We start from the raw sequence: 21,846 nt of genomic DNA, 5'->3' as shown, positions 1-21,846 counted from the left end.
TGATCCTTTGGCCTCAGTGTTGATCGCGCGTCGCTCATCTCGAAATGATCGCGCAATTGGGCGTTGGCCGAATTCCTCGATAAGGACGTGCCATCTGTCACCAACCTCGGTGATGGAAACGGCATTGCGGTCTGAGCGCAAATGGGGTTTTGCCTGGGGCTGGGGCTTGATGAGCACAGCCTGGAACGAATGATGCATTCTCGGGTTCGGATGAGCAGGATCCTGTCATCCTCGGATTGGAACGCACGCTTGCTGGCGTTGTCTCCGCATGGGGGGTGCGCCTCCGGTCTCTATGGACAGACGGGAGTTGCTGACGCCCTTTGCTAGCTGGTCAGCGATACGTAGACCCAAAACGCCCGCGTTTCAAAACCTGGTTGGACGCGCGTCTCTCAGGAGCGGTCATGGTTCGCTCCAGAGAGAACCGCGACCGCGAAGGTCTGTTCCATGTCCGTTCGTAAATATTAGCATCTTGACGAAGCTCTCGGCCGCCTCAGACTCATGGGATGGCGAATGGGATCAAAATCGGCGATGAGGTGTCGATAACTGCGACTGTGCGCAGGCGCGGGAGAGAAGACCGCGTCAGCGTCTCGATCCCCTCCTGCGGCTTCCCGCACTCGATCGTCGACAACACGTCGACGGTGAAGAAAGGCCAGCCAATCGAGCTGAGCGACGTCACGCTTGCGAATGGGTGACGGTAAACCTTGGCGTCCGGTGACGGTGTATGCGGACACGCTCAGGCTGGTGAATCCCACGTGCCGCCGAGGCGGAAGACGCCGCTGGTGTCGCACAAGGCGACGTGAGCCATTGAAGACGGTCGCCGGGAAGGAAGAAGTCGAGTTCATCCGGTTGGACGGGACAGGACCGGTGCCTGACCGGGGGCGGCAGCACAATCGCTGCCCTACCGCTACTCGGGGGTGCGTGGCGGCACCTTATCGAGGAGTGTAATCTCGCCTGTCTCTTGTGTCGGGTTTGCTGCCGGCAGTTCGCCGTCTGGCGTCAGCTTATCGACTGCTTCGGGCAAATCTTTCGTGATCCTGGCAATCAATTCATCGCGTGACAGACCAGTCTGCATCGAAAGAGACGTGAGCGTGTCCTCGTCGATTGCGGTCTCTACGTCCTTTGGTTCGATCGGCTGATTGGGTCCGGTGCTAACCCACGAATCTACCTTCGACCCCGCTCCTGCATTTCTGAAGCGCTCGAGGATGTCCCCAAGCGCCGTGCCGGACACGCCCTTGGATAGCTGATCCAAGAGCCCTCCCTGCGGGTTGTTTGGATCGCGACTTCCTCGAATCAAGTCTCCGATCTTTTCGCGATTTTGATAAGCCAGAATGCCAAGCACTGCGACAGCCAGTCTTCCCAGATTTGCCATTGGTTTCCTCCCTTGGATCTCAGGGAGAAGGTTTCGTGCTCGCAAAGGTTCCACTGTCTGCCCCGCTAGCAAAATCCGAGTCGCACGGTCACTACATGGCGAGTGGTGAGGGCCGAAGAGGCAGCTCGCGAAGATACTGGATGTAATGTCAAAGCTCGAACAGCCGAAGCCATCACCCGGCGCCAGGACGACCATGATGGGTTCATGGGGACGCTACGCCGCGATCGGTGCTCCCAAGCTTGTGCATCACGCAGCTGCCGCCGCACCGCCTCACCCGCAATGGCGGCGCAGCAATTCGGCAAGCTTCTCGGGTCGATCTCCGGGTATGTTCTTAAACCCGGTCCAATCGGATTTGTTTTCTGTATCGATCGCCAACCTTGAGCCGTCTTGCCTCAGCGTCCTGCAACTCGTCGGATGTCGAAGTCAGTCCCCGACGGCCCAAGCAAGCGATAACACGAATGTTTTTGACGGTGCTTCAGCGTCACACCCGAAGTTCCTATTGCGAAACTGCGCAACGCGCATATTGTTTGGCATAGTCGGGGTCGTAATCGGCAGTCCAAGGACATGGGCCGTGGACGCGGTGCTAAGTTACGTGGTTTGGTCGAGGATTTGGTCGAACTTCTATAGAGCCGTCCGGGTAGAGCCATGCAGCACAAGGCCATGAGTGATGCGGCCATGGGGCAAGGCCAGCGTGAGCCAGCCGACGGCGATATTGTCCGCGAGCAAGCCGTCCTCTTTCGCCTCACCGACCGACTTTACCGAGCCAACGGCCTTGGCGAGATCTACGATGCAGCACTTGATGCCATATGCGACGCGCTCGGTTCGTCGCGCGCCTCGATTCTGAGATTTGACAGCCACGGCGTCATGAGCTTCGTCGCATGGCGCTCACTTTCTGAAGAATACCGCGAGGCAGTTAACGGCCACACGCCATGGACGCGCGGGGAGCACAATGCCGAGCCAATCTTTGTCGAGGATATTCGTCTCAGCGGTGAATCTCGGCAACTCATCGACAGGGTCCTTGGCGAGAGAATCGAAGCGCTGGCCTTTATCCCGCTTGCCAGCTCCCACGAGCTCATCGGCAAGTTCATGGTCTACTATCCAGCACCCCATCGCTTCGCCGATCGTGAACGCGAACTTGCGTTGACCATTGCCCGTCAGCTCGGGTTTGCGATTGAACGGAAGCGGGCGGAAACAACGGCAGCGCGACTGAGCGCGCTCGTCGAATCCTCGGATGATGCAATCATCGCGACCGATACGGATGGCATCGTCACGGACTGGAACAGCGGCGCCGAGCGTCTCTACAGCTACGGCCGCAAGGAAATGATCGGACGCCCGCTCATGTTGCTGATACCGCCCGATCGCCAAAATGAGGAGCGGGAGATTCTGGCGCGCATTCGCAATGGAGAACATGTCGAGCATTTCGAGACCGTTCGCCTGCGCAAGGATGGCAGCAGCATTCCCATCTCTTTGACCGTTTCCCCAATCGCGGACGCGTCTGGCGCAATTGTCGGTGTCTCCAAGATCGCGCGTGACATTTCCGAGCGGCTGCGCGCGCAAGAGCAGCGGGAGCTGCTGCTTCGCGAGATGGACCACCGCGTGAAGAATCTCTTTGCCATCGCAAGCTCCATCGTCAATTTGAGCGCGTCAGCCGCTGAAACGCCGGCCGCGCTGGCCTCCACCGTTTCTGACCGGCTCGGCGCCCTCGCGCGGGCGCATGCGCTGACGATGTTCCCCTCGACTGGCCCCTCTGTTCAGGTCGCGACGAGCCTACATGCATTGATCGCCGCAATCCTCGCGCCATACCGCCATGGAGCTGACGAGCATCCCCGCTTCGCGATCAGTGGCATCGATATGCCGGTCCCTTCAGCGATGATCACGCCGCTTTCTCTCTTGCTACACGAATTCGCCACCAACGCTGCCAAACATGGCAGCCTCTCGGCGGCCGCCGGCTCAATAGAGATCGCTTGCTCCAATAGCGACGGTAAGGTGACTGTCCAGTGGAGGGAGGTAGGAGGACCATCTCCAGTCGAAACCGAAGACGAAGGTTTCGGGAGCCGCTTGGTACGCGCCGCCGCGAGTGAGCTTGGCGGAGTCGTCCGAGATTGGGACCCCGCCGGAATTGTCCTTGGTATCACGATCGATATTGAAAGATTCTCGGGCTGATGACCGAGCCGCATCTCAGCGCAGCAGCCCATCGCTCTCAAAGTCTTTCCAACCGCGCAGTTTGGCCTTCGAGCTTTCGTCTCGCCCACTGCCGGCTGAATGGGGAGCCTCACGCCCCCTCTTCTGCGCACGCTTGATTGCCGCCTTGGCGGCGGCCCGTCGCCGGTTCTCCGCGGCTGCCGCTGCATCTTCGTCACGCCAGACAGTGACCAGGTCACGGTCAAGCACATCTTCGATGTGGCGCGGGTCGAACACGTGGAATGTGATCTTCCTGGCGCGGCCGCGAAGCTTGACCGTTCTGGTCCCCGCGCTCTGCAAGCGGCCGGCCTTCAGCCAGCGGTTCCGCTCGCCAGAGGAGATCGTCAGGATGTCCTCAACTTCACGGGGAATCACGGGCAGATCTTCGATAGCCTGCATGGCTTTGGACACGATCGCCGTTGCCGCGTCGACATCTGCGTCGCAGCCCTCCGGCAGTCGCAAGGTCAGCACCCGGGATTCGATGTGGAGCAAGTTCCTGAACGCAGGCGGCAGACGCGCGCGGATCTCAAGGAAGATGCCGCTCGCCCGCATGGACGATCCCAGCGTCGCGGCCGACGACAGCGGCCACTCGGCGATCAATTTTGCGGTCGGGTCGATTTTTCGGCGCACGGGCATGCCGGAAAGATAGGGCGTCCGGGTTGCAGACACTACCCGACGCCGGTGCGCTTTCATGTGCAGACGCGAAGCTCGGGACGCCAATTTTTCAGTGCGGGGGTAGCACCGAAATAGAATTGATGTTGGAACAAACGCTGCGCCCCTCTGTTGTCTTCCAGGCACAATTCTGTGCGTTGGAGGAAATCCATGAAATTTCATTTGCTATCGGCTGCGCTCTGCACGGCCGTCGGACTGGGTTTCGCCCATCCGGCGCTCAGTGCCGAAAAGGCGCAGGATTTCGTCAACAAGGCCGCGCAAGGTGGGATCTTCGAAGTCGAGTCCAGCAAGATCGTCCAGGGCAAGGCGAAAGATCAGCCCATCAACGACTTTGCCCTGAAAATGATTACCGATCACGGCGCCGCCAATGCCAAACTGCAGTCGATCGCCGGGGAGCAGAAATTGCAGGTTCCGGCGGAGACGGACGCCAATCACAAGAGTGACCTCGAGGCGTTGAAATCCGCGAACGGGTCACCCGACCAGACTTACGTGAAGATGCAGCAAGACGCGCACGCCGACGCGGTCAAGCTGTTCCAGGACTATGCGGCCGACGGCGACAACGCGGATCTCAAGGCTTTCGCACAGCAGACGTTGCCGACACTCAAGATGCATCAGGAGATGATCGAAAAGATTGCCTCCGGCAAAACCGACAATACGGCAACGACCAGCACCGCACCCGCGGCGACAGACACAGACCAGAACGCATCCGCTCCGGTGGCTGGAGCGAACAGCTTTACGGAAGCCCAGGCGAAATCACGGATCCAGGATGCCGGCTTCGCCAATGTCAGCACATTGACGAAGGACGACCAGGGCATCTGGCGCGGCACCGCCGAGAAAGACGGAAAGCAGGTAGCCGTAGCGCTCGATTTCAAAGGCAACGTGGTTGCCGGCGCTCAATAACCGAACTCAGACGATGGAGTGAAACATGACGACTGTCACCGGACTTTTCGATGACTATCAGGACGCGTCCGACGCAGTAAGCGAGCTGGAAGCGATTGGCGTGCCGAGAGACGACATCAGCATCGTGGCGAACAATTCCGACAATTGGTATCGGGATGAGACCTCGGAAGCCGGCGACGATGCCGCCGCCGGCGCAGGCCTGGGAGCGCTCGTGGGCGGCGCGGGGGGCCTCCTTACCGGGCTCGGAATCATGGCCATACCCGGTGTTGGGCCTGTGGTGGCGGCCGGCTGGCTAGCTGCTACGGCAGTTGGCGCGGCGGGCGGCGCGGTGGTCGGCGGAGCCGCCGGCGGAATTGTGGGCGCGCTGACGGAGTCCGGCGTTCCTCAACGCGATGCTCATGTCTATGCCGAGGGCGTTCGCCGCGGCGGCAGTCTCGTGACGGCCAAAGTCGACGATCGGCTCACCGGCGAGGCTGAACGCATCCTGCGAGGCGAGCGTGCCGCCAACCTGGACGAGCGGCGAAGCGCTTACGAGGCCAGCGGGTGGACGGGTTTCGACGCGACCGCAGAGCCCTATGATGACATCGAGGCCGAACGCGATCGCGTTCGCCGGACCACACCACTCTAAAAAATGAGGCCCCGTCGAATACACGACGGGGCCTTTTCTTGCCGGGCGCACGAGGCATCCGAAATTTTTTGATTGTCTGCTCATCAGGAACATCTAAGGCAACCTCACGCAGGAATAGCGGGGATGACCCGGATCGCGACCTTCAACGTCAATGGTGTCAATGGGCGCTTGCCGGTGCTGCTGAAGTGGCTTGGCGAGACTGACTATGACGTGGTCTGCCTTCAGGAACTGAAAACATCGGACGTGAAATTTCCGATCGAGGCGATTCGGGACCTCGGCTTTAGCGCAATCTGGCACGGCCAGAAATCCTATAACGGCGTGGCAATCCTGGCCCGTGGGAGGGATCCGATCGAGCGCCGCCGCGGCTTGCCGGGCGATCCCGATGATACGCATAGCCGCTACCTCGAGGCGGAAATCGACGATCTCGTCGTCGGCTGCATCTATCTGCCCAATGGCAATCCCGCGCCAGGGCCAAAGTTCGATTACAAGCTCCGTTGGTTCGAGCGTCTCGTCACCTACAGCCAGTCGCTGTTGGGCGAGCGGACGGTGCTTTGTGGTGATTACAACGTCGTGCCCACCGAAATAGACGCCGTTGTTCCGGCGCGCTGGCTGGGCGATGCCGTCTTCTTCCCCGAAAGCAGGAAAGCCTATGCCCACATGCTAACCTTGGGTTGGGTGGATGCGATGCGTCGTATCCATCCAGACAAGGGCATATACACCTACTGGAACTTTTCCTATCGCGGTGGCTACGACAGAAGCTCAGGCCTGCGGATGGACCATCTGCTCGTAAGCCCGTCCCTTGCGAAGAGCATTCTGGCTGCGGGTGTCGATGTCGAGACCCGTGGATGGGAAAAGCCGAGCGATCACGCACCCGCCTGGATCGACGTCGGTTAAGACCGATCGCGCGATCGCACTTGCAGAAAGACTGCTTGCGGCCGTCGCCCACGCTTCACGTCGAAACCCCTAAAAGGAGATCTCGCAAATGCCAAAGTTCGTTACGATCCAATATGGCCATGTGGGAAGATGGTGGAGGGAAGCAGCCAGTACGGATCCAGCTGAGAGCGGGCCGAGGCGCTGCAAGCGACTCGGCAATGACGGAGACAAGCTCCACTCGCAGCGAAACTAAAGAAGCAGTCGTGCGTTGGACGCGATTAAACCATTTCGTCGTGGGATGGGGCGGGTGAGTGTGGTCAAGCCAACGTCGCGTAAAGCAATTCAGGGGTCAACCGCTCGTCAAGCGAAGTCGCCTACGCGTGACCCAGCCAATACAGAACTGCCCACTTTTCGGCCTGTCCAGCTCGCAACGCTCGTAGACGTCGTCCCTGCCGGCGACCGCTGGCTCCACGAAATGAAATATGACGGCTATCGCATTCTAGTCGCCGTCGGCAGCGGGCAAGCGCGTGCCTACACGCGATCTGGCCTGGACTGGTCTCACCGTTTTCCTTCCATTCTTTCGGAAGCCAGCAAGCTCAAGGTCGGGTCCGCCCTGATTGATGGCGAGGCCGTCGTTGTCGATGCAAACGGACGATCAAACTTCCAGGCCCTTCAAAACGCATTGAAGGGTGCGCCGTCGACCATCGACTTTTATGCCTTCGACCTCCTTCAACTTGACGGCGAAGATCTCACCAGGCGTCCTCTCCTTGATCGCAAGGAAAAGCTCCAGGCCATTTTGCCCGCGAAGAACCCGGTGCTTCGTTATTCCGATCATATCCTGGGTCGCGGAGAAGAGTTGCTCGAGCGCTTTTGCGCAGCTGGTCTCGAGGGGGTGGTTTCAAAGCTCTCCGATTCTCCTTATGTGGCGGCCCGAGGTGGAAACTGGCTCAAGATCAAGTGCATCAAGCGGCAGGAGTTTGTGATTGTCGGCTGGACGCCGTCCGACAAGGTCCGCGCGTTCCGGTCATTGATCCTTGGAGTGCATGACGGCGGCAAGCTGCGTTATGCGGGGAAAGTCGGCACTGGCTTCGACACAGCTGAGCTTTTCGGCCTCATGAAGATCATGGCACCACTCGAGCAGAAGGCCGCGACCGTCGAGGCGCCGCGAGCCGAAGTTCGCGGAGCACACTGGCTTCGACCCAAGTTGGTGGCGGAGATTGCCTTCACAGAGATGACCAACGAAGGAACGTTGAGACATCCGAGCTACCTTGGTCTGCGCGAAGACAAGAAGGCGGCCGCGGTCGTGCTGGAGACGGAACGTCGCACAGCCAAGCTGACCGCGGCGCCGGCGAACACCATCGCTATCAGCAACCGTGACCGCGTGATCTATCCGGAGTCCAATATCACCAAAGGCCAGCTTGCCGACCACTATGCGGCCGTCGCGGAGATCATGTTGCCTTGGGTCGGCAGTCGGCCGATCAGCCTTGTTCGGTGTCCCCAGGGCCGGGCCAAGAAGTGCTTTTTCCAGAAGCATGATGCCGGGAGCTTTGGCGACAAAGTCCACCATGTCGGCATCATGGAAAAGGACGGTCACGAGGAGCCATACCTTTATGTCGACGACGCCGATGGGCTGATGACCTGCGTCCAGATGGGAACGATCGAGCTGCATGGGTGGGGCGCTCGGATAGAGGATGTCGAAAAGGCAGACCGCCTCGTCTTCGATCTCGACCCGGATGAGGGTCTCGATTTCGAAGCCGTCCGCGCCGCCGCTTTCCAGTTTCGTGATATTTTGAAATCGCTGGGACTTACGACGTTCCCGATGCTGACGGGAGGCAAAGGAGTGCATGTGATCGCGCCGCTCACCCCACAGGCCGAGTGGCCGCATCTGAAAGACTTTGCGCATCGCCTCGCTCAAGCGGTCGCTCAAAGCGATCCCTCTCACTTCACGGCCGCGTTGTCGAAGGCCCGCCGCAAGGGTCGCATCTTTGTCGACTATTTGCGCAACCAGCGTGGGGCGACCGCAATCATGCCTTATAGCGCGAGGTCCCGACCTGGCGCTCCGGTCGCGGCGCCGATCGCCTGGGCGGAGATGAAGACGATTGATGCGCCCTCGCATTTCCACGTCGGCGATGCTCCTGAATTGAAGAAACGCGCAGTTAGCAAATCTCTGGCGGGATGGGGTCGAGCCGACCAATCATTGCCGGATCTGTAGCCCCACTCCGCGAAAGGCAAGCGAGGCTGGATTGGGGGCTTCGCTGCCTTGCCCCGATTGGAACCTGCGGAGATTGGCCCCGTTTGCCTTGACCATGGCCAAAACCGATCCGCGGACAGTCGCCAGTCTGCTTAGGGAATACGCACATCGCACGTCGCTGCGCGGAGACAATCCCTATCGCACCAAGGCTTACTTGCGCGCGGCCGATAGTCTGGCTGCGTTGTCGCAGCCGCTTGATCGGATCATCGCCGCGGGCGCCCTCACCAGAATCCCGGGAATCGGGGACGCGATCGCGGACATTGTGCGAAAGCTCCATGAAACGGGTACGCATCCACGCCTTGAGACGCTGCGCGAGGAGGTGCCGGCCGGTGTGATGGAGCTTTTTACAATACCTGGCCTGCGGCCTGACAAGATCCTGAAGCTCCATCAGGCGCTCGGTGTGAACTCGTTGGCCGAGCTCGAAGCCGCGGCAAAGGCAGATCGCATCCGGCCTGTCAAAGGCCTTGGTGCTTCACTTCAGACAAAAATCCTGCAAAACCTGGCTATCGCTCGAAGCGGCGAAACACAGCTTCACCTGCACAAGGTCGCCGCACTCCTTGAGCATGCAATCCTATCAGTGAAGCAAGAGCATCCCGAATTATCGCGTGTGGAAATCGCCGGTGATTTCCGGCGCGGTTGCGAACTTGTTGCTGACCTCGCGCTGGTCGCGCTGGGCAAGAAGCGGACCGCAATCGAGCAGTCCACGCTCAGGCTTGTCGTCACGGACAAGAAGCACTTTGGCGCGAGCCTCCTCGAAACTACGGGTTCGGCGGCCCATCTTGCGCAGTTGAAGATGTACGCGGCCGAAAGAGGGTTCGCCCTCAAGGCGGATGGGCTCTACCGCGGGAGAAAGCTGATCGCATCAGCGACAGAGGAGGAAATCTACGGAGCGTTGGACCTGCAGTTCATCGAACCTGAACTGCGCGAAGGCAGGGATGAGATTGAGCGGGCAGCGCGGCGGCAACTCCCTACCCTCGTCCGGGATGAAGATCTGCATGGTATCCTGCATTCTCACACGACCGCATCCGATGGCACCGAAACGCTAGAGGCAATGGCTGAAGCGACGCGCACGCGCGGGTTCGACTACTTTGGTGTCGCCGACCATTCGCAGTCTGCCCACTACGCGGGCGGCCTCACACTGCAGGAGATTGCCGAGCAGCACCGTGAAGCAGATCGGCTGAACAAGAGGTATGGCGGAAAATTCCGTGTCCTGAAGGGCATTGAGGCAGACATCCTCGCCGACGGCTCATTGGATTATCCGGACCACGTCTTGAAGCAGTTCGATTTCGTTGTCGCGAGCGTGCACAGCGGCTTCAAGTTGCCGAAGAAGGAGCAGACGGACCGTATCATTGAGGCAATCGCGAACCCCCTGACGACAATTATCGGGCACATGACCGGTCGCCAATTGTTGCGTCGTCCCGGCTACGAGCTCGACGTCGACAAGGTCCTCAGAGCGTGCGCGAAATATGGTGTCGCTGTCGAAATCAACGCGCATCCCTGGCGGCTCGATCTCGACTGGCGCTGGCATCAGAAAGCCCTCGACTACGGCTGCATCTTCAGCATCAATCCGGACGCCCATTCAATCCGCGAACTCGACCACGTGCATTGGGGGGTCGAAATGGCCCGCAAGGGAGGTATCCCCAGAGATCGGGTTCTGAACGCCATGGGTTTGACGGCTGTGCTTGCGCATCTTTCAAAGCGCAAGTCCGCCCGCAACGGCGGCAACCGTCACTCGCCTGCGAAGAGCCCTAGAGCCGCGTAACGAGCGGCGGTCTAGCACGATGCGCTGCCTGGAACGCGATCCGCGGCCGGGCTCCTTGCCGGAAACATATCCGCGCCCCTCACGCCCGATGTAGCATCAGGTTCTGCGTGAGGCTTCAGTCTATGCCGGTAGGATCATGGACCCACTCCCGGAACGTAGGGCCTTTGTTTTCGTTGGTAGAAATGACGTTGGCAGATCCGACGGTCAATCAACCAAGGCAACAGGAGGAATTTCACATGGTCCGCAAGATACTGGCTACGGTGGCCACGGCTGCTCTCATGTCGACGGTGCTGTGCACCGCCGGTGCTTACGCCGCAAATACCGCCAAACCCGCTGCCCAGACGGAGGTCGTTGCTCCGGTCACGGATGGCAGGCTCGTTTCCAAGATCATGGGAGCCGCGGTCTACGACAGCACCGCAGATGACGCGACGAAGATCGGCGATGTTAATGACATCGTCCTCGACAAGAACGGGAACGCCAAACTCGTCGTCATTGGCGTCGGGGGTTTCCTCGGCGTGGGCGAAAAGAATGTCGCCTACGATTTCAACAAGCTTGAATGGATCAACAAGAACGGCGATCGCTGGCTGGTAGCAAAGACGACCAAGGATGAGCTTAATGCTCAGCCCAATTTCGATACGACGGCCTACGATCCTGCGGCAGCCTCGACGACCCAGCCGACCAAAAGCACGGCGGACACTCAAGCGACAACTGCCAAAACCGATACGACTGCCACGGCCTCGATCGACAAGTCGAGCTTGACCGAAATGCCGTCAGACAAAATCAGCGCGGCAAATCTGATCGGAACCAACGTCTATGGCGCGGATGATGCGAAGGTCGGCGAGATCGGCGACGTGATCCTGACAGGCGACAAGAAGGTCGACTCGATAATTGTTGATGTAGGCGGCTTCCTGGGCATTGGCGAAAAGAAGGTCGCCGTCGGCATGGAGAACCTCAAGTTCTTGACCGACAAGAACGGCAATCGCTACCTCTATACGAACTTCACCAAGGACCAGCTGGAGGCGCAAACTGCCTACGACAAGGCCACTTACGCCCAAAACCGCGATAAGCAACGGATAATCATCAGCAAGTAAAGAACTACCGAAGCGCTCGTCGTCCACGGCGGGCGCTTTGGTCATCCGGTGACAGAAGCGGGCCTTGAAATTAGCCGACGAGGTTCGTCATAAGCTCTGCAGATATCAGCGACCTCGTCCTGTCTGATGTCCCTGGCGTGTGGAAAGAGACGCGGTCAGAGGGGCTGGCCTGACCTCGCAGATCAGTCTTCCCCTATCCGCAGCATAGCGGTGACTAAGATGTATCTTATCCAAATCCTGTTGCCTCGCTCAGACAACCAGGGCCAACCGTACCCCAGAAGAGATTTCGACCGTCTGAAAGAGGAACTGGCGGCTTGCTTCGATGGCGTGACGGCCTATCTCCAGGCGCCTGCGGAGGGTCTTTGGAAGGACCGCGGAAAAACAGACAGCGACGATATCGTCATCTTCGAGGTGATGACGCCAAGCATGGATGTTTCAGATTGGCGGCGCCGACAGGGCGACCTGGAGCACCTCTTTCGGCAGGAAAATATTGTGGTCCGCTACTGGACGATAACACTCCTTTGAAGCTCAGGCTCGCTGGCCGCTCCGGAACAAGACTGGGGCATTCAGGTTGCTAGGCGAGAGGCCTGGTCGCACCTGGCGCCGACGCACAATGTCATCGTCAAGGCGCATGATCGCCATCATCCAGATCGCACTGCCATGTATCAATGACGGCCGGCGCCTCCACCACCGCCACGACACGGTCGTTCTCCTACGACCATGGGAGCGTAACCGCCACACTACGGTTGTCGTCAAGACCCACTCCATTTGGAACCGCCGTGTCTCCTCATCGTTGAACCGAAGGCTCCATAACTTCCAAAGCGATGGTGGCACGTGACTCACAGCTCGACATTCATAAGCGTGCGGCTTGAGATTTTTGGACCAACTTTCGAACCGACAGGGATCGGGCCGGTGCTGGCTGCAACAAGTGCCGTAGCTGCCGCTCTTTGCATTGCACGGCCCAAGCAATGACCGATGTCAGCTCGGAAATTGAGCGAGAGCAAAGCAACACGGTTGCCAAAGGGCCATTTCAACGTTTCCTCCGCATTATTGGCCCCGGCTTCATCACCGGCGCCTCCGATGACGACCCCTCAGGGATAGGCACGTACAGCCAGGCCGGAGCCCAACTCGGGTTCAACATCGGCTGGACCATGCTCTTTACCTTTCCTCTTATGGCGGCGATCCAGGAGATTGCGGCTCGGATAGGTCGCACCACGGGCAAAGGCATCTCGGGCAACCTTTCTCGCTATTACCCTGCCCCCCTGCTTTATCTTGTGGTCGTCCTGCTATTTTCCGCCAATGTGATCAACATTGGTGCCGACTTAAGCGCGATGGCTGATGCGCTCAACCTTCTGATCGGAGGGCCTAGCTCGGTCTATGTCCTGGGGTTTGCGCTGGTCAGCGTGGCGGCAATCGTGTTCCTCAAATACAGCCGCTACGTGAAAATCCTTAAATGGACCACGCTTAGCCTGTTCGCCTATGTCGTGGCGATGTTCGCTGCAAACGTTCCATGGGGCGAAGCGGCAAAGGGGGTGTTGATTCCGCACATCGCATGGAACGGCACGTTCTTCACCACGCTGCTTGCCATCTTGGGCACAACAATTTCACCCTACCTGTTTTTCTGGCAGGCTTCGCAAGAGGTCGAGGAGGAAAAGCTCGATCCTTCCGCCAAGCCCCTGAAATGGGCACCGTGGCAGGCTCGAAAAGCGTTCGGGCGGATTCGCGCTGACACACTGGTTGGGATGGCCCTGTCCAACCTTATTGCCATCGCCATCATCTTAACCACTGCTGCGACGCTCAACAAGGCAGGGGTAACCGATATCTCCTCTTCCACGGACGCGGCGAAGGCATTGGAACCGGTGGCCGGCAAATTCGCCTTCATCATCTTTGCGGCCGGAATCATCGGTACCGGGTTACTGGCCGTTCCGGTGCTCGCGGGATCGGCCGCCTTCGCAGTCGGCGAGGCACTACACTGGAAGGTTGGCCTGGCCCGTGAACCGAAGGAGGCAGTGGCCTTCTATGGGACGCTTACCATGGCCGCGGCTCTTGGCACCGGCATCATGTTCACGCCAATCGACCCGATCAAGGCGCTTTATTGGAGTGCCGTAATCAACGGCATCTGCGCGGTGCCGGTGATGGTCGTAATGATGCTTATGGCTGGCCGGGCCGACATAATGGGAGACTTCCCCATACGAGGGTGGCTCCGTTCCCTGGGGTGGCTCTCGACCGTAGCCATGACGCTATGCGTCGTTGGTTTGGCGGCTCAGTGGCTACTGTGACCGCTTTCGAATTCCGGGAGCGATGGATGAGCAAGCCGACAGAGAAACGGCCTGTCAGCTATGACGCTGAGGTCTGGGCCAGAAAAAAATATGGCCCGACGCTCAAGCAGGCCAAGACAATCATCAGTTCAAGCGGCCCTCCCAAGCGTAGTTCTAACGTTTGGCGCTGCCACATTCATTCGCGTTTGGTAATGAGGGGCATTAGATCGCCAGCCCGCCGACGGCCAACACGTGGTGGCGCGCCTTGAGGTATCTCGCTTCATTCAGTAGCGAATTCCAATAGGTGCGATCAGCTCAAATACTGGTCGCCGCTAGGATGGAAGGGACAAGGCCGCGTTTGACCTTGGCCGACAAGCCGCAACGGCAGAAGACGGCATTCGTTCCGGCGACTTCGCCACGCCAGAGTCCCGAGGCGAAATTCATAACTGCACGGCTGGCCTGCGGCTGGCGACCGGAACTGGCGGTGACGCCACGCGTTCTCCAAAGATCTTTCGGCAATGGAGATTGGGAGCGCGCTATGGGCCTGTTTACGAAGGACATCAAGACGATGGACGATCTGTTCCTGCACGTTTTGCAGGACATCTACTATGCCGAAAAACAGATCCTGAAGGCGCTCCCCGATATGGTTGAAAAGGCCACCAACCGGGATTTGACGGCGGCTTTCAAAGCCCACCTCGCCGAGACGCAAAAGCACGTCCAACGGCTGGAGCAAGCCTTCGAGCTTATCGGTGAAAACCCGAAGGGGACGACCTGTCCGGCGATCGATGGCATCATCAAGGAAGCTAACGGGATCGCAGGCGAGGTTGCCGAGAAGAAAGTGCTCGACGCCGCCCTGATTGCCGCCGCACAGGCCGTCGAGCATTATGAGATTACCCGCTACGGAACTCTGATTGCGTGGGCGGAGCAGAGCGGCAACGAAGCCGTCGCCCGACTTCTCACTGCGACCCTCAACGAAGAAAAGGCGGCCGACAAGAAACTCACCACCATCGCCGAACGGAAAGTCAACGAGAAGGCGTCGACTTGATCGATGCGCTCGGGGACGCTTGCATGAACGCGCGCGCTGAACTCACCCGATCCCTTTGGATGAAGGTCGACGTCTATCCCGATGCGCCGAAATTCTTGGGCAACAAGAGCTGTGACACAGTCATCATAGGAGCGGGCATCGCCGGACTGTCGATCGCTCACGAACTGGCCAACATCGGCCAGAAGGTCATCGTCATCGATCGCGGAACGATCGCCGGCGGTATGACGTCGCGAACCACGGCGCATCTGGCGCCGATCTGTGACGATGGCCTCAGCGCGTTGATCAACCTGCGGGGTGAAGACGTTGCAAGGCTGTTCCAGCAAAGTCAGGAGGCCGCCGTCGCCCGCATCGAGGAAAACGTCTCCGAGTTAAGGATCGACTGCAATTTTCGCAGGTTGGACGCGTTTCTGTTTCCGGCGATGGGTGTCGACCCCAAGGACGCCCGCGATCAACGCCAGCAAGAATTCGATGCGGCACGAAAGGTCGGGGCCGCTGTCGAACTGGTAACTGGCTTGCCGCTCAAGGGTTTCGAGGAGGCGCCGGTCCTGTGCTACCCCAACCAGGCGACTTTCCATCCGTTGCGATATCTGCGTGGGCTTGCTGGATCGATCCGCGAAAGCGGCTCCCTCATTTTCGCCGACAGCGCCGCGACCTCCGTCGAGGAACTGCCTGAGGACGGCGTGCGCGTCTCCACGGAGAACGGCGGCGTGATTGAAGCGGGATCGGCCGTCGTCGCCACGAACTCGCCGATCAACGATCGTTTTCAGCTGCACACCAAGACGTCGCCCTACCGGACCTACGCGATTGCTTTCACATTGCCGAAGGGTGCGCTCCCCGATGCGTTGTTCTGGGACACGGGCGATCCTTACCACTACGTCCGAATGAATCCCGGTCCCGGCTCGGTTGACTATCTGATCGCAGGCGGAGCCGACCACAAATCCGGCGAATCCGACGACGGCGACATTCGTTTCGAGGCAATAGAGGCCTGGATAAGAGCGCTCGTGCCAAGCTTGGGCAAAGAGGTCACGCGCTGGTCGGGGCAGGTTCTGGACACCATCGACTATTGCGCCTTCATCGGCCTCAATCCCGGCAGCAAGTCGGTCTATGTCGTCACCGGCGATTCCGGCCAAGGAATAACGCATGGCGCGCTGTCCGGCTTGCTGGTGAAGGATATGATTTCGGGCGAGGAGAACCCGTGGGCCGCGGTCTACGACCCGTCGCGCAACACGCCCTCCGGCGTGATCAATTATGTTCGTGAAAACCTGTCCGCGGTCAAAAATCTCGCCGGCTATTTGCTTCCGGGTGACTTGAAGTCACTGGCCGAGCTTGCGCCTGGCCAAGGCGGGGTCCTGCGGGACGGACTGCGCAAGATCGCAGCCTGCCGCGATATGGCTGGAAAGCTCCATCTGAATTCCGCCGTCTGCACGCATTCTGGATGCGAAGTGGCCTGGAATTCCACCGAGCAGTGCTGGGACTGCTGCTGTCATGGCTCCCACTTTGCTCCCGACGGCACCGTGCTCAACGGGCCGGCCGTTGGTCGTCTCAACCCCGTGGACGCACCGGCGGGAGGAACATGATGCCCATACTCGAGCGCGGCAAGATATTCGTCGAGAAGATCACCGGCTGGCAACGACCCTCAAGCGACGAGCTCGGTCGGCTGGTGCGCCAGCGCAAGGCCAATGCATTCCGCTTCGAGGACGACGGCATCATCCCCAATCATCCCCACTGGCCGTTGGTCGTCTATCGCGGCGTCGTGAAACTGCCTGCCGAATTCGATCCGGCCGCAATCTTCGAGGAGCTCTTCGAGCGCAACAACTGGAAGGGGTCCTGGCGAAACGGCATCTACGATTATGCCCATTACCATTCCCGCATACATGAGGTTCTTGGCGTCGCTCGCGGATCGGCAAAGGTGCAGTTCGGAGGCAAGCGCGGCCGCACGCTCACCATCAAGGCGGCAGACGTCGCTATTTTGCCAGCAGGCACTGGTCACCAGTGCCTCGCGGCGAGCGAAGACTTTCTCGTGGTCGGCGCCTACCCGCCCAACGGCACATACGATGAATGTTCTAGGAGCGAGGACCATGCCGACGCCGTCAAAACCATTTTCAAGGTCGCTAAACCACGACAGGATCCCGTCTACGGTGGCAGCGGTCCGCTTTTCGACATATGGAAAGCATTTCGGTAAGCGCTGAGCGCTTCCGCCCATTTCCTCTGGATCGCCGAGTTGCGCTGCCTCGATGGCGGGCGGACAAAGGACCGCGCCAATGCACTTCGCCTAAGGAGCGATTGGCTCTGATCGCCGTTAAGACGGACAGAGATTATGCAATGGACATCAACGTTCCCAGGAAAGACATAGGCGTTGACGAGCGACGTAAGCGCCGCAGGCTACGCCGCGAAAAGCAGCGCGCAGAGAACGTGGGGCGCGCGGAAAAAATGCACCTCGCACGCCTGGCGGGCAAAGGGCCCGGCCGCCATTCGACCGAGTTGGCGAACTCCGCCTATGTCGGCTGCTCCGGATGGTTCTACTGGAAATGGCGCGGAAAGTTCTATCCGGCTGAGATGCCAACCTCCGAATGGTTCACTCATTATGCGCAGCAGTTCGACACCGTCGAAATAAACGCATCCTTCTATTCCTGGCCGACCGTCGCGAATGTGAAAACCTGGCTTCGTCAGCCCGGAACGCGGGCGTTCGTTTACACCATAAAAGTCTGTGAGCTGATCACGCACGTCAAGAGATTCGGGGATACCGAAACCCTGGTAAAAGATTTTGGACTGATCGGCGATATCCTTGGCAAGCGGATGGGGTGCTTTCTCTTCCAGCTTCCGCCAAGCTATCGCTTCACCGAGGAGAGGCTCCGCGCCATTCTGAGCCAGCTCGACCACACGCGACGCAACGTTGTGGAATTTCGTCATGCCAGCTGGTGGAACGAGACCGTCTATTCCGCCTTCCGCGAGAGCGGCACGATATTCTGTTCCTGCAGCGGTCCACGGCTTCCGGACGTTCTGGTTCGCACAGCCAACGATATTTACCTCCGAATGCACGGTCCGGAGCGCTGGTACAGGCACGACTATTCCGAAGGCGAGTTAGCCGAATGGGCCGAGAGGATCAAGAACAGCGGCGCGCGGAGAGCCTGGGTTTATTTCAACAACGACTATGAAGGCTTTGCGCCCGGCAACGCTTTGACCATGCGCCGGCTGCTCGATCAAACAGGCTTCGATCAAGCTCCGTCCGAAGTGGAATGTTTCCGTGGCGGCTCCGTCATCATAGTATGAGATCCGCGTCCGATGAACCCGCCAACAAAGCGCAGTTCCTGCAAATGCCAGATAAGGCGGTGCGCAAGTCCAATCGTTTCGGGCGCTTTCCTACCTTGGCTCGGTTCCCGCTGTTGCTCTGCGTCCGCTCGGTCGGTTCAGCTTTCGAGCACCAGCGATGCTTTCACCAATTCCACTGCTGCAGCACGCCGCTCCGGGCCAGCTGCGGGGAGAAAGCGGTCGTTCCGCGAATACCAACCAATGGGCAAGCCGGCGCAAACGAGCCTTCTCGCCGGTTTTCTCGGCCGCGGTCGGCGTCGTGATTGTGCAGTTCAAGATAGCCGAATTGTCAGATCTTTTGGGCGACGGATAGAAACGAGAGCGTACCTGGCAAGCCGCTCGCCGTCATCTCTCCACGCTCATCGAACACCAGGCCGGAGCCGACGACCAAGTCGCGCACCGTTCGGGAAACAACGACCTCTCTTGGTCGCGCATGATCGAGCAGTCGTGACGCTACCTCAATGGCTATGCCGGAGAATTCCTTTCCGCGCACCTCGCACTCGCCGACATGGACTGCTGCGCGAACCTCGACGCCTAGCTTCCTCAGGCGCTTGCCGATGGCGAACGCACATTGGATTGACCGGGTGGGCCGCTGGAATACCGCAAGCAGTAGGCCGGGTGAGCGCCCTATCTCCTGACCCGCAGCATGCAGCAATTCCTCGCGGATCAGTTCCGCATTCCGCTCAAGTGGATCGTGACCATATGCGATATCCTTGACCGCGAGCGACAACGCCGACACCAGCAGCCGCTCGCCGGGTGCCCAAGGCAGGGCGCCCGCGACAAAAGTCCTGATCTCGTCGACCAGGCGGTCCTCGCCCCAAATGACATGATCCTTTCCGGCAAGTTCAACATACTTGGCGCCTTCGATATGCGCGGCAAGATAGCGTCCTTCTTCTGGTCTCACCCAACGATCGCCGGTCCTTTGCACGATAAGAGTCGGAACGTGGATCGCCGGTAGGATAGCGCGCACGTCGATCTCGGTGCCCCAGCGCCAGAGGGCGATGGCATCCGCAGGAGACGCCGAGTTCCGTAGATAGGCTGCAAACCACTCGCGCTCGAGAATATTTTTGGTCAGGCTCGGCGCCGCGTTCCGCATATCTGCGGCCTGGCCCCATTGGCTTTCGACTGCGGCTATGTCGTCGTCGACCTGCTGTACGGCTCTCGCCCAAGGATAGCGCCAGTCAACACCAGCGCGGCGGTTCGCTCAGGATATGTCGCGGCGAAAAGCATGCACATCGGGCCGCCCTCAGAACTGGCGAACAGAACAGTGCGCTCGGAGCCCGTCGCGTCAAGCACGGCTCGGACATCCTCCATCCGCTCCTCCAACGTCGGCAGACCGACATTGCGGTCGGACAAACCGGTGCCGCGCTTGTCAATGCGGATCAGGCGCGAGAAGCTGCCGATCCGCTTGAACACATGCGCGAGCCGCGGCGATCCCCAAGCCAGATCCAAATTGGAGACCCAGCCGGGGACGTAGACGACATCAACGGGTCCGTCGCCAGTCACCTGGTAAGCGATATTGACGCCAGCCGATTTGACATATCGGGTTGGCGGCCTCCCGGACTCGCCCGCGATCGCTATTTCTGACCCGGATTTTCGCGATTGCCCCAGGTTTGGAACTGCCTGCGGCGAACGGGATCCGGCACGCCGCACCCGCAATTCCTCGTACAGTGTTCGCGTTTCCGGTTCTGGCGTCAGCCCCAGGTCGCGCTGCAACGCATCTCGGCAAAGTTCGTACTGCTTAAGCGCGAGGCTTATTCGCCCTCGCGCGGCATAGCTATGCATTAAGGCGCGATGAGCGTCCTCTCGCAGCGGCTCCATCGACAGCAGACGCACCGCCGCGCGGATGCATGAGGCAGAGTCGTCCGATGTTGCGTAATGTTCGACCAGCCTATCCAGCGCTTCAACGGCCTTCATCCGCAGGCGCTCGCGCTCGACCCGCAACCAGTCTTCGAAAGGCTCTTCCCGAACGCTGAGGCCATCCAGCAGGTCGCCCCGGTAGATTTCAATCGCCCGTTCAAGGTCATCCGGCGCGGTACCCCCTGCCAGCACCTCGAACCTTGCGACGTCAAAATCGAATTCGTCGAGGTTAAGTGCGATATTCGCGCCTTCCGTCACGAGCCGGCCGCCGCCTGAAGCTGCTATCGCTTTCCTGATTGCCGAAACTGCTTGCCTCAGACTAATGCGGCCCTGCGCCTCGCCGTTCGCGCCCCAGAGCAGAGCAGCAAGCTTCTCTCGCGACTGCGGATGCCCCGCTTGCAGCGCAAGGTAGGCCACGATTGCCCGCGCCTTGCGGCTGAATACCGTCGGCGTTGCGGCGGGGCCGGCAAAATCAAAACCGCCCAGCAGATGAAGATGAGGCCCGGTCATCGGGCACCCCCTGCCATTGGCTCGCCGCAATCCTTCCCGGAATCGCCTCTATTTTCAATCGCGAACTGTCTTGCACTGTCTTTTTCACGATCTGATCACGCCAGCTACCACGCCCTAATCACGGCGCCCAGGTTAGATGCTCGCACTGGACTTTGACCGCGGGAGAATGCTGTGCGAGACGGAAGCCTCACTGATTGGCCGATCTGGTATGACGAACGCCGGCGCGATGCGGCGAACAGCGCGACGACACGCCACGACATCGAACTTGTTCGATATCTCGAAAAGAAAGAGGCTCATCGGGCGAGATCGGCCCGCAGCCCTGACCTGGTAAGTGCCGGGGCCCGTCTCGCACTAGCTAAGAGGTTACTGGGCATGATCAATTCGTCAGACAATTCGGCGGTCATTTGCTTGAGGATGATTCTAAGCGTCTGTTCCCGCCAGACCAGGTCTTGGTCCGGTTGAGCATGTAACCTAGACCGGTCCAATCACGGCGCCAGGGCGGAGAAGTGGAGATGTTGAGCCTCGGTACCTTCAACCTTTCTGTCTCGCCGATTTTCAAAAGCCCAAAACGGAACTGGCCTGCTGCCATTGTGCTCGCTGTTCCCTGGGGAACGAGCGTCGCTCCTCCTTCGGCATCGCTAGGGCCGCTGGCCGCTAGACGGAACCACACAAATGCGGTGTTTTCGACCCCACATTTGTAGTACTTTTTGCCCTCGCTAGATCTGGCTTGCGGTTCGAGGTTGAAGTCAATGCTTAGAGTCGTAGACAATCCCTTGACCGTTCTGACGAACCGGGAGCGGATGATAGCGGCAAAGTTCGCTGAGGGGATGACATATCGTGAAATCGGCGAGATGTTCTTCATAGCGCCGGCCACGGTTCGGACCCATCTGTCGGCGATCTATCGGAAACTCGACGTTCGCAGCAAAGTGGCCCTCGCTGCGTTGCTTGCGGATCGCCGCCTCCAAGAACTCGACCAGTCACCATTCGAACGCCCTTCGACAGACCGGTGGGGGCCGCCTGTCGTCGCAGTTCTCCCGTTTGACAACCTCGGTGGAGAAGAACGCTGGACGCGTATCGCGGAAGGGTTGTCGGCGGACATCATCGTTGATCTCGCCCGTTACCCCGACTTGGGCGTGA

19 protein-coding genes are annotated in these 21,846 nt (G+C 59.5%); 15 read left to right on the top strand and 4 right to left on the bottom strand.

The genetic code is table 11. From position 1 onward, the window contains the following. Nucleotides 1-533 precede the first annotated feature (533 nt). Nucleotides 534-692, top strand: coding sequence for a hypothetical protein (locus tag EN786_RS39075; protein WP_246688816.1), 159 nt, complete (start codon nt 534-536; stop codon nt 690-692). 212 nt (nt 693-904) lie between these two features. Here the strand turns inward: EN786_RS39075 and EN786_RS34395 are convergent, their stop codons facing one another. After that, nucleotides 905-1,369 (bottom strand): YidB family protein, encoded by a 465-nt coding sequence (locus EN786_RS34395; RefSeq protein ID WP_127283998.1) that lies wholly within the window; start codon nt 1,367-1,369, stop codon nt 905-907. 645 nt (nt 1,370-2,014) lie between these two features. Here EN786_RS34395 and EN786_RS34390 point away from each other — a divergent pair. Next, a complete protein-coding gene (locus EN786_RS34390) occupies nt 2,015-3,532 on the top strand; it encodes a PAS domain S-box protein (RefSeq protein WP_127283999.1) in 1,518 nt (505 codons plus the stop codon). Nucleotides 3,533-3,547: 15 nt separating this feature from the next. Here the strand turns inward: EN786_RS34390 and EN786_RS34385 are convergent, their stop codons facing one another. Further along, a complete protein-coding gene (locus tag EN786_RS34385) occupies nt 3,548-4,186 on the bottom strand; it encodes a hypothetical protein (protein ID WP_189340248.1) in 639 nt (212 codons plus the stop codon). Between the two features lie 186 nt (nt 4,187-4,372). Between EN786_RS34385 and EN786_RS34380 the strand changes: the two genes are divergently transcribed. From EN786_RS34380 to EN786_RS34325, 12 genes are all read left to right on the top strand, one after another. After that, a complete protein-coding gene (locus EN786_RS34380) occupies nt 4,373-5,122 on the top strand; it encodes a DUF4142 domain-containing protein (protein WP_127309119.1) in 750 nt (249 codons plus the stop codon). A 25-nt stretch (nt 5,123-5,147) separates the two neighbouring features. After that, nucleotides 5,148-5,750, top strand: a complete 603-nt coding sequence (locus EN786_RS34375; protein WP_127284001.1) for a general stress protein — start codon at nt 5,148-5,150, stop codon at nt 5,748-5,750. A gap of 123 nt (nt 5,751-5,873) precedes the next feature. Beyond that, the gene (xth, locus tag EN786_RS34370) at nt 5,874-6,644 is read left to right on the top strand and encodes an exodeoxyribonuclease III (RefSeq protein ID WP_127309120.1); all 771 of its coding nucleotides are present in this window, start codon (nt 5,874-5,876) and stop codon (nt 6,642-6,644) included. Nucleotides 6,645-6,921: 277 nt separating this feature from the next. Continuing rightward, a complete protein-coding gene (gene ligD, locus EN786_RS34365; protein WP_127309127.1) occupies nt 6,922-8,835 on the top strand; it encodes a DNA ligase D in 1,914 nt (637 codons plus the stop codon). A 94-nt stretch (nt 8,836-8,929) separates the two neighbouring features. Next, nucleotides 8,930-10,636 carry a DNA polymerase/3'-5' exonuclease PolX gene (locus tag EN786_RS34360; RefSeq protein WP_127309121.1) on the top strand — a complete coding sequence of 569 codons (1,707 nt, stop codon included), beginning with the start codon at nt 8,930-8,932 and terminating at the stop codon, nt 10,634-10,636. 236 nt (nt 10,637-10,872) lie between these two features. Then, nucleotides 10,873-11,727 carry a PRC-barrel domain-containing protein gene (locus EN786_RS34355; protein WP_127309122.1) on the top strand — a complete coding sequence of 285 codons (855 nt, stop codon included), beginning with the start codon at nt 10,873-10,875 and terminating at the stop codon, nt 11,725-11,727. Between the two features lie 219 nt (nt 11,728-11,946). Beyond that, nucleotides 11,947-12,252: a hypothetical protein gene (locus EN786_RS34350; RefSeq protein ID WP_127309123.1), complete on the top strand. Its 306-nt coding sequence runs from the start codon at nt 11,947-11,949 to the stop codon at nt 12,250-12,252. A gap of 443 nt (nt 12,253-12,695) precedes the next feature. Next, entirely contained in the window at nt 12,696-14,006 is a 1,311-nt protein-coding gene (locus tag EN786_RS34345; protein ID WP_127309124.1) for a divalent metal cation transporter, read from the top strand. Between the two features lie 517 nt (nt 14,007-14,523). After that, nucleotides 14,524-15,030: a ferritin-like domain-containing protein gene (locus EN786_RS34340; protein WP_127309128.1), complete on the top strand. Its 507-nt coding sequence runs from the start codon at nt 14,524-14,526 to the stop codon at nt 15,028-15,030. A 23-nt stretch (nt 15,031-15,053) separates the two neighbouring features. Continuing rightward, a complete protein-coding gene (locus EN786_RS34335; RefSeq protein ID WP_127309125.1) occupies nt 15,054-16,607 on the top strand; it encodes an FAD-dependent oxidoreductase in 1,554 nt (517 codons plus the stop codon). Continuing rightward, the gene (locus EN786_RS34330) at nt 16,607-17,212 is read left to right on the top strand and encodes a cupin (protein WP_127282036.1); all 606 of its coding nucleotides are present in this window, start codon (nt 16,607-16,609) and stop codon (nt 17,210-17,212) included. Before EN786_RS34335 ends, EN786_RS34330 begins: the two co-directional genes overlap by 1 nt. 140 nt (nt 17,213-17,352) lie before the next feature. After that, on the top strand, nt 17,353-18,300 hold the full coding sequence (locus EN786_RS34325) for a DUF72 domain-containing protein (RefSeq protein ID WP_127282035.1): 948 nt from the start codon (nt 17,353-17,355) through the stop codon (nt 18,298-18,300). 328 nt (nt 18,301-18,628) lie between these two features. Here EN786_RS34325 and EN786_RS39070 read toward each other — a convergent pair whose 3' ends face one another. Together EN786_RS39070 and EN786_RS39065 are read right to left on the bottom strand one after the other, a co-directional pair. Next, a complete protein-coding gene (locus tag EN786_RS39070) occupies nt 18,629-19,435 on the bottom strand; it encodes an alpha/beta hydrolase (protein WP_246688815.1) in 807 nt (268 codons plus the stop codon). 35 nt (nt 19,436-19,470) lie between these two features. After that, nucleotides 19,471-20,709, bottom strand: coding sequence for an alpha/beta hydrolase (locus EN786_RS39065; protein WP_245478135.1), 1,239 nt, complete (start codon nt 20,707-20,709; stop codon nt 19,471-19,473). 773 nt (nt 20,710-21,482) lie between these two features. Here EN786_RS39065 and EN786_RS34315 point away from each other — a divergent pair. Further along, on the top strand, nt 21,483-21,846 hold a 364-nt coding region (locus EN786_RS34315), incomplete at its 3' end, for a LuxR C-terminal-related transcriptional regulator (protein WP_246688814.1).

Source organism: Mesorhizobium sp. M4B.F.Ca.ET.143.01.1.1 (assembly GCF_004792275.1).
GTDB classification, from domain to species: domain Bacteria; phylum Pseudomonadota; class Alphaproteobacteria; order Rhizobiales; family Rhizobiaceae; genus Mesorhizobium; species Mesorhizobium abyssinicae.
This window is presented reverse-complemented; position numbering and strand designations above follow the sequence as displayed.

Bases quoted from the DNA above. Each gene is read 5' to 3' on its own strand.
- EN786_RS34360 (WP_127309121.1), top strand. From the start codon at position 8,930: ATGGCCAAAACCGATCCGCGGACAGTCGCCAGTCTGCTTAGGGAATAC.
- EN786_RS34350 (WP_127309123.1), top strand. From the start codon at position 11,947: ATGTATCTTATCCAAATCCTGTTGCCTCGCTCAGACAACCAGGGCCAA.
- EN786_RS34385 (WP_189340248.1), bottom strand. From the start codon at position 4,186: ATGCCCGTGCGCCGAAAAATCGACCCGACCGCAAAATTGATCGCCGAG.
- EN786_RS34375 (WP_127284001.1), top strand. From the start codon at position 5,148: ATGACGACTGTCACCGGACTTTTCGATGACTATCAGGACGCGTCCGAC.
- EN786_RS34355 (WP_127309122.1), top strand. From the start codon at position 10,873: ATGGTCCGCAAGATACTGGCTACGGTGGCCACGGCTGCTCTCATGTCG.
- EN786_RS34380 (WP_127309119.1), top strand. From the start codon at position 4,373: ATGAAATTTCATTTGCTATCGGCTGCGCTCTGCACGGCCGTCGGACTG.
- EN786_RS34330 (WP_127282036.1), top strand. From the start codon at position 16,607: ATGCCCATACTCGAGCGCGGCAAGATATTCGTCGAGAAGATCACCGGC.
- EN786_RS34395 (WP_127283998.1), bottom strand. From the start codon at position 1,369: ATGGCAAATCTGGGAAGACTGGCTGTCGCAGTGCTTGGCATTCTGGCT.
- EN786_RS34325 (WP_127282035.1), top strand. From the start codon at position 17,353: ATGGACATCAACGTTCCCAGGAAAGACATAGGCGTTGACGAGCGACGT.
- EN786_RS39065 (WP_245478135.1), bottom strand. From the start codon at position 20,709: ATGACCGGGCCTCATCTTCATCTGCTGGGCGGTTTTGATTTTGCCGGC.
- ligD (WP_127309127.1), top strand. From the start codon at position 6,922: ATGGGGCGGGTGAGTGTGGTCAAGCCAACGTCGCGTAAAGCAATTCAG.
- xth (WP_127309120.1), top strand. From the start codon at position 5,874: ATGACCCGGATCGCGACCTTCAACGTCAATGGTGTCAATGGGCGCTTG.
- EN786_RS34345 (WP_127309124.1), top strand. From the start codon at position 12,696: ATGACCGATGTCAGCTCGGAAATTGAGCGAGAGCAAAGCAACACGGTT.
- EN786_RS39070 (WP_246688815.1), bottom strand. From the start codon at position 19,435: ATGCGGAACGCGGCGCCGAGCCTGACCAAAAATATTCTCGAGCGCGAG.
- EN786_RS34390 (WP_127283999.1), top strand. From the start codon at position 2,015: ATGCAGCACAAGGCCATGAGTGATGCGGCCATGGGGCAAGGCCAGCGT.
- EN786_RS34335 (WP_127309125.1), top strand. From the start codon at position 15,054: ATGAACGCGCGCGCTGAACTCACCCGATCCCTTTGGATGAAGGTCGAC.
- EN786_RS34340 (WP_127309128.1), top strand. From the start codon at position 14,524: ATGGGCCTGTTTACGAAGGACATCAAGACGATGGACGATCTGTTCCTG.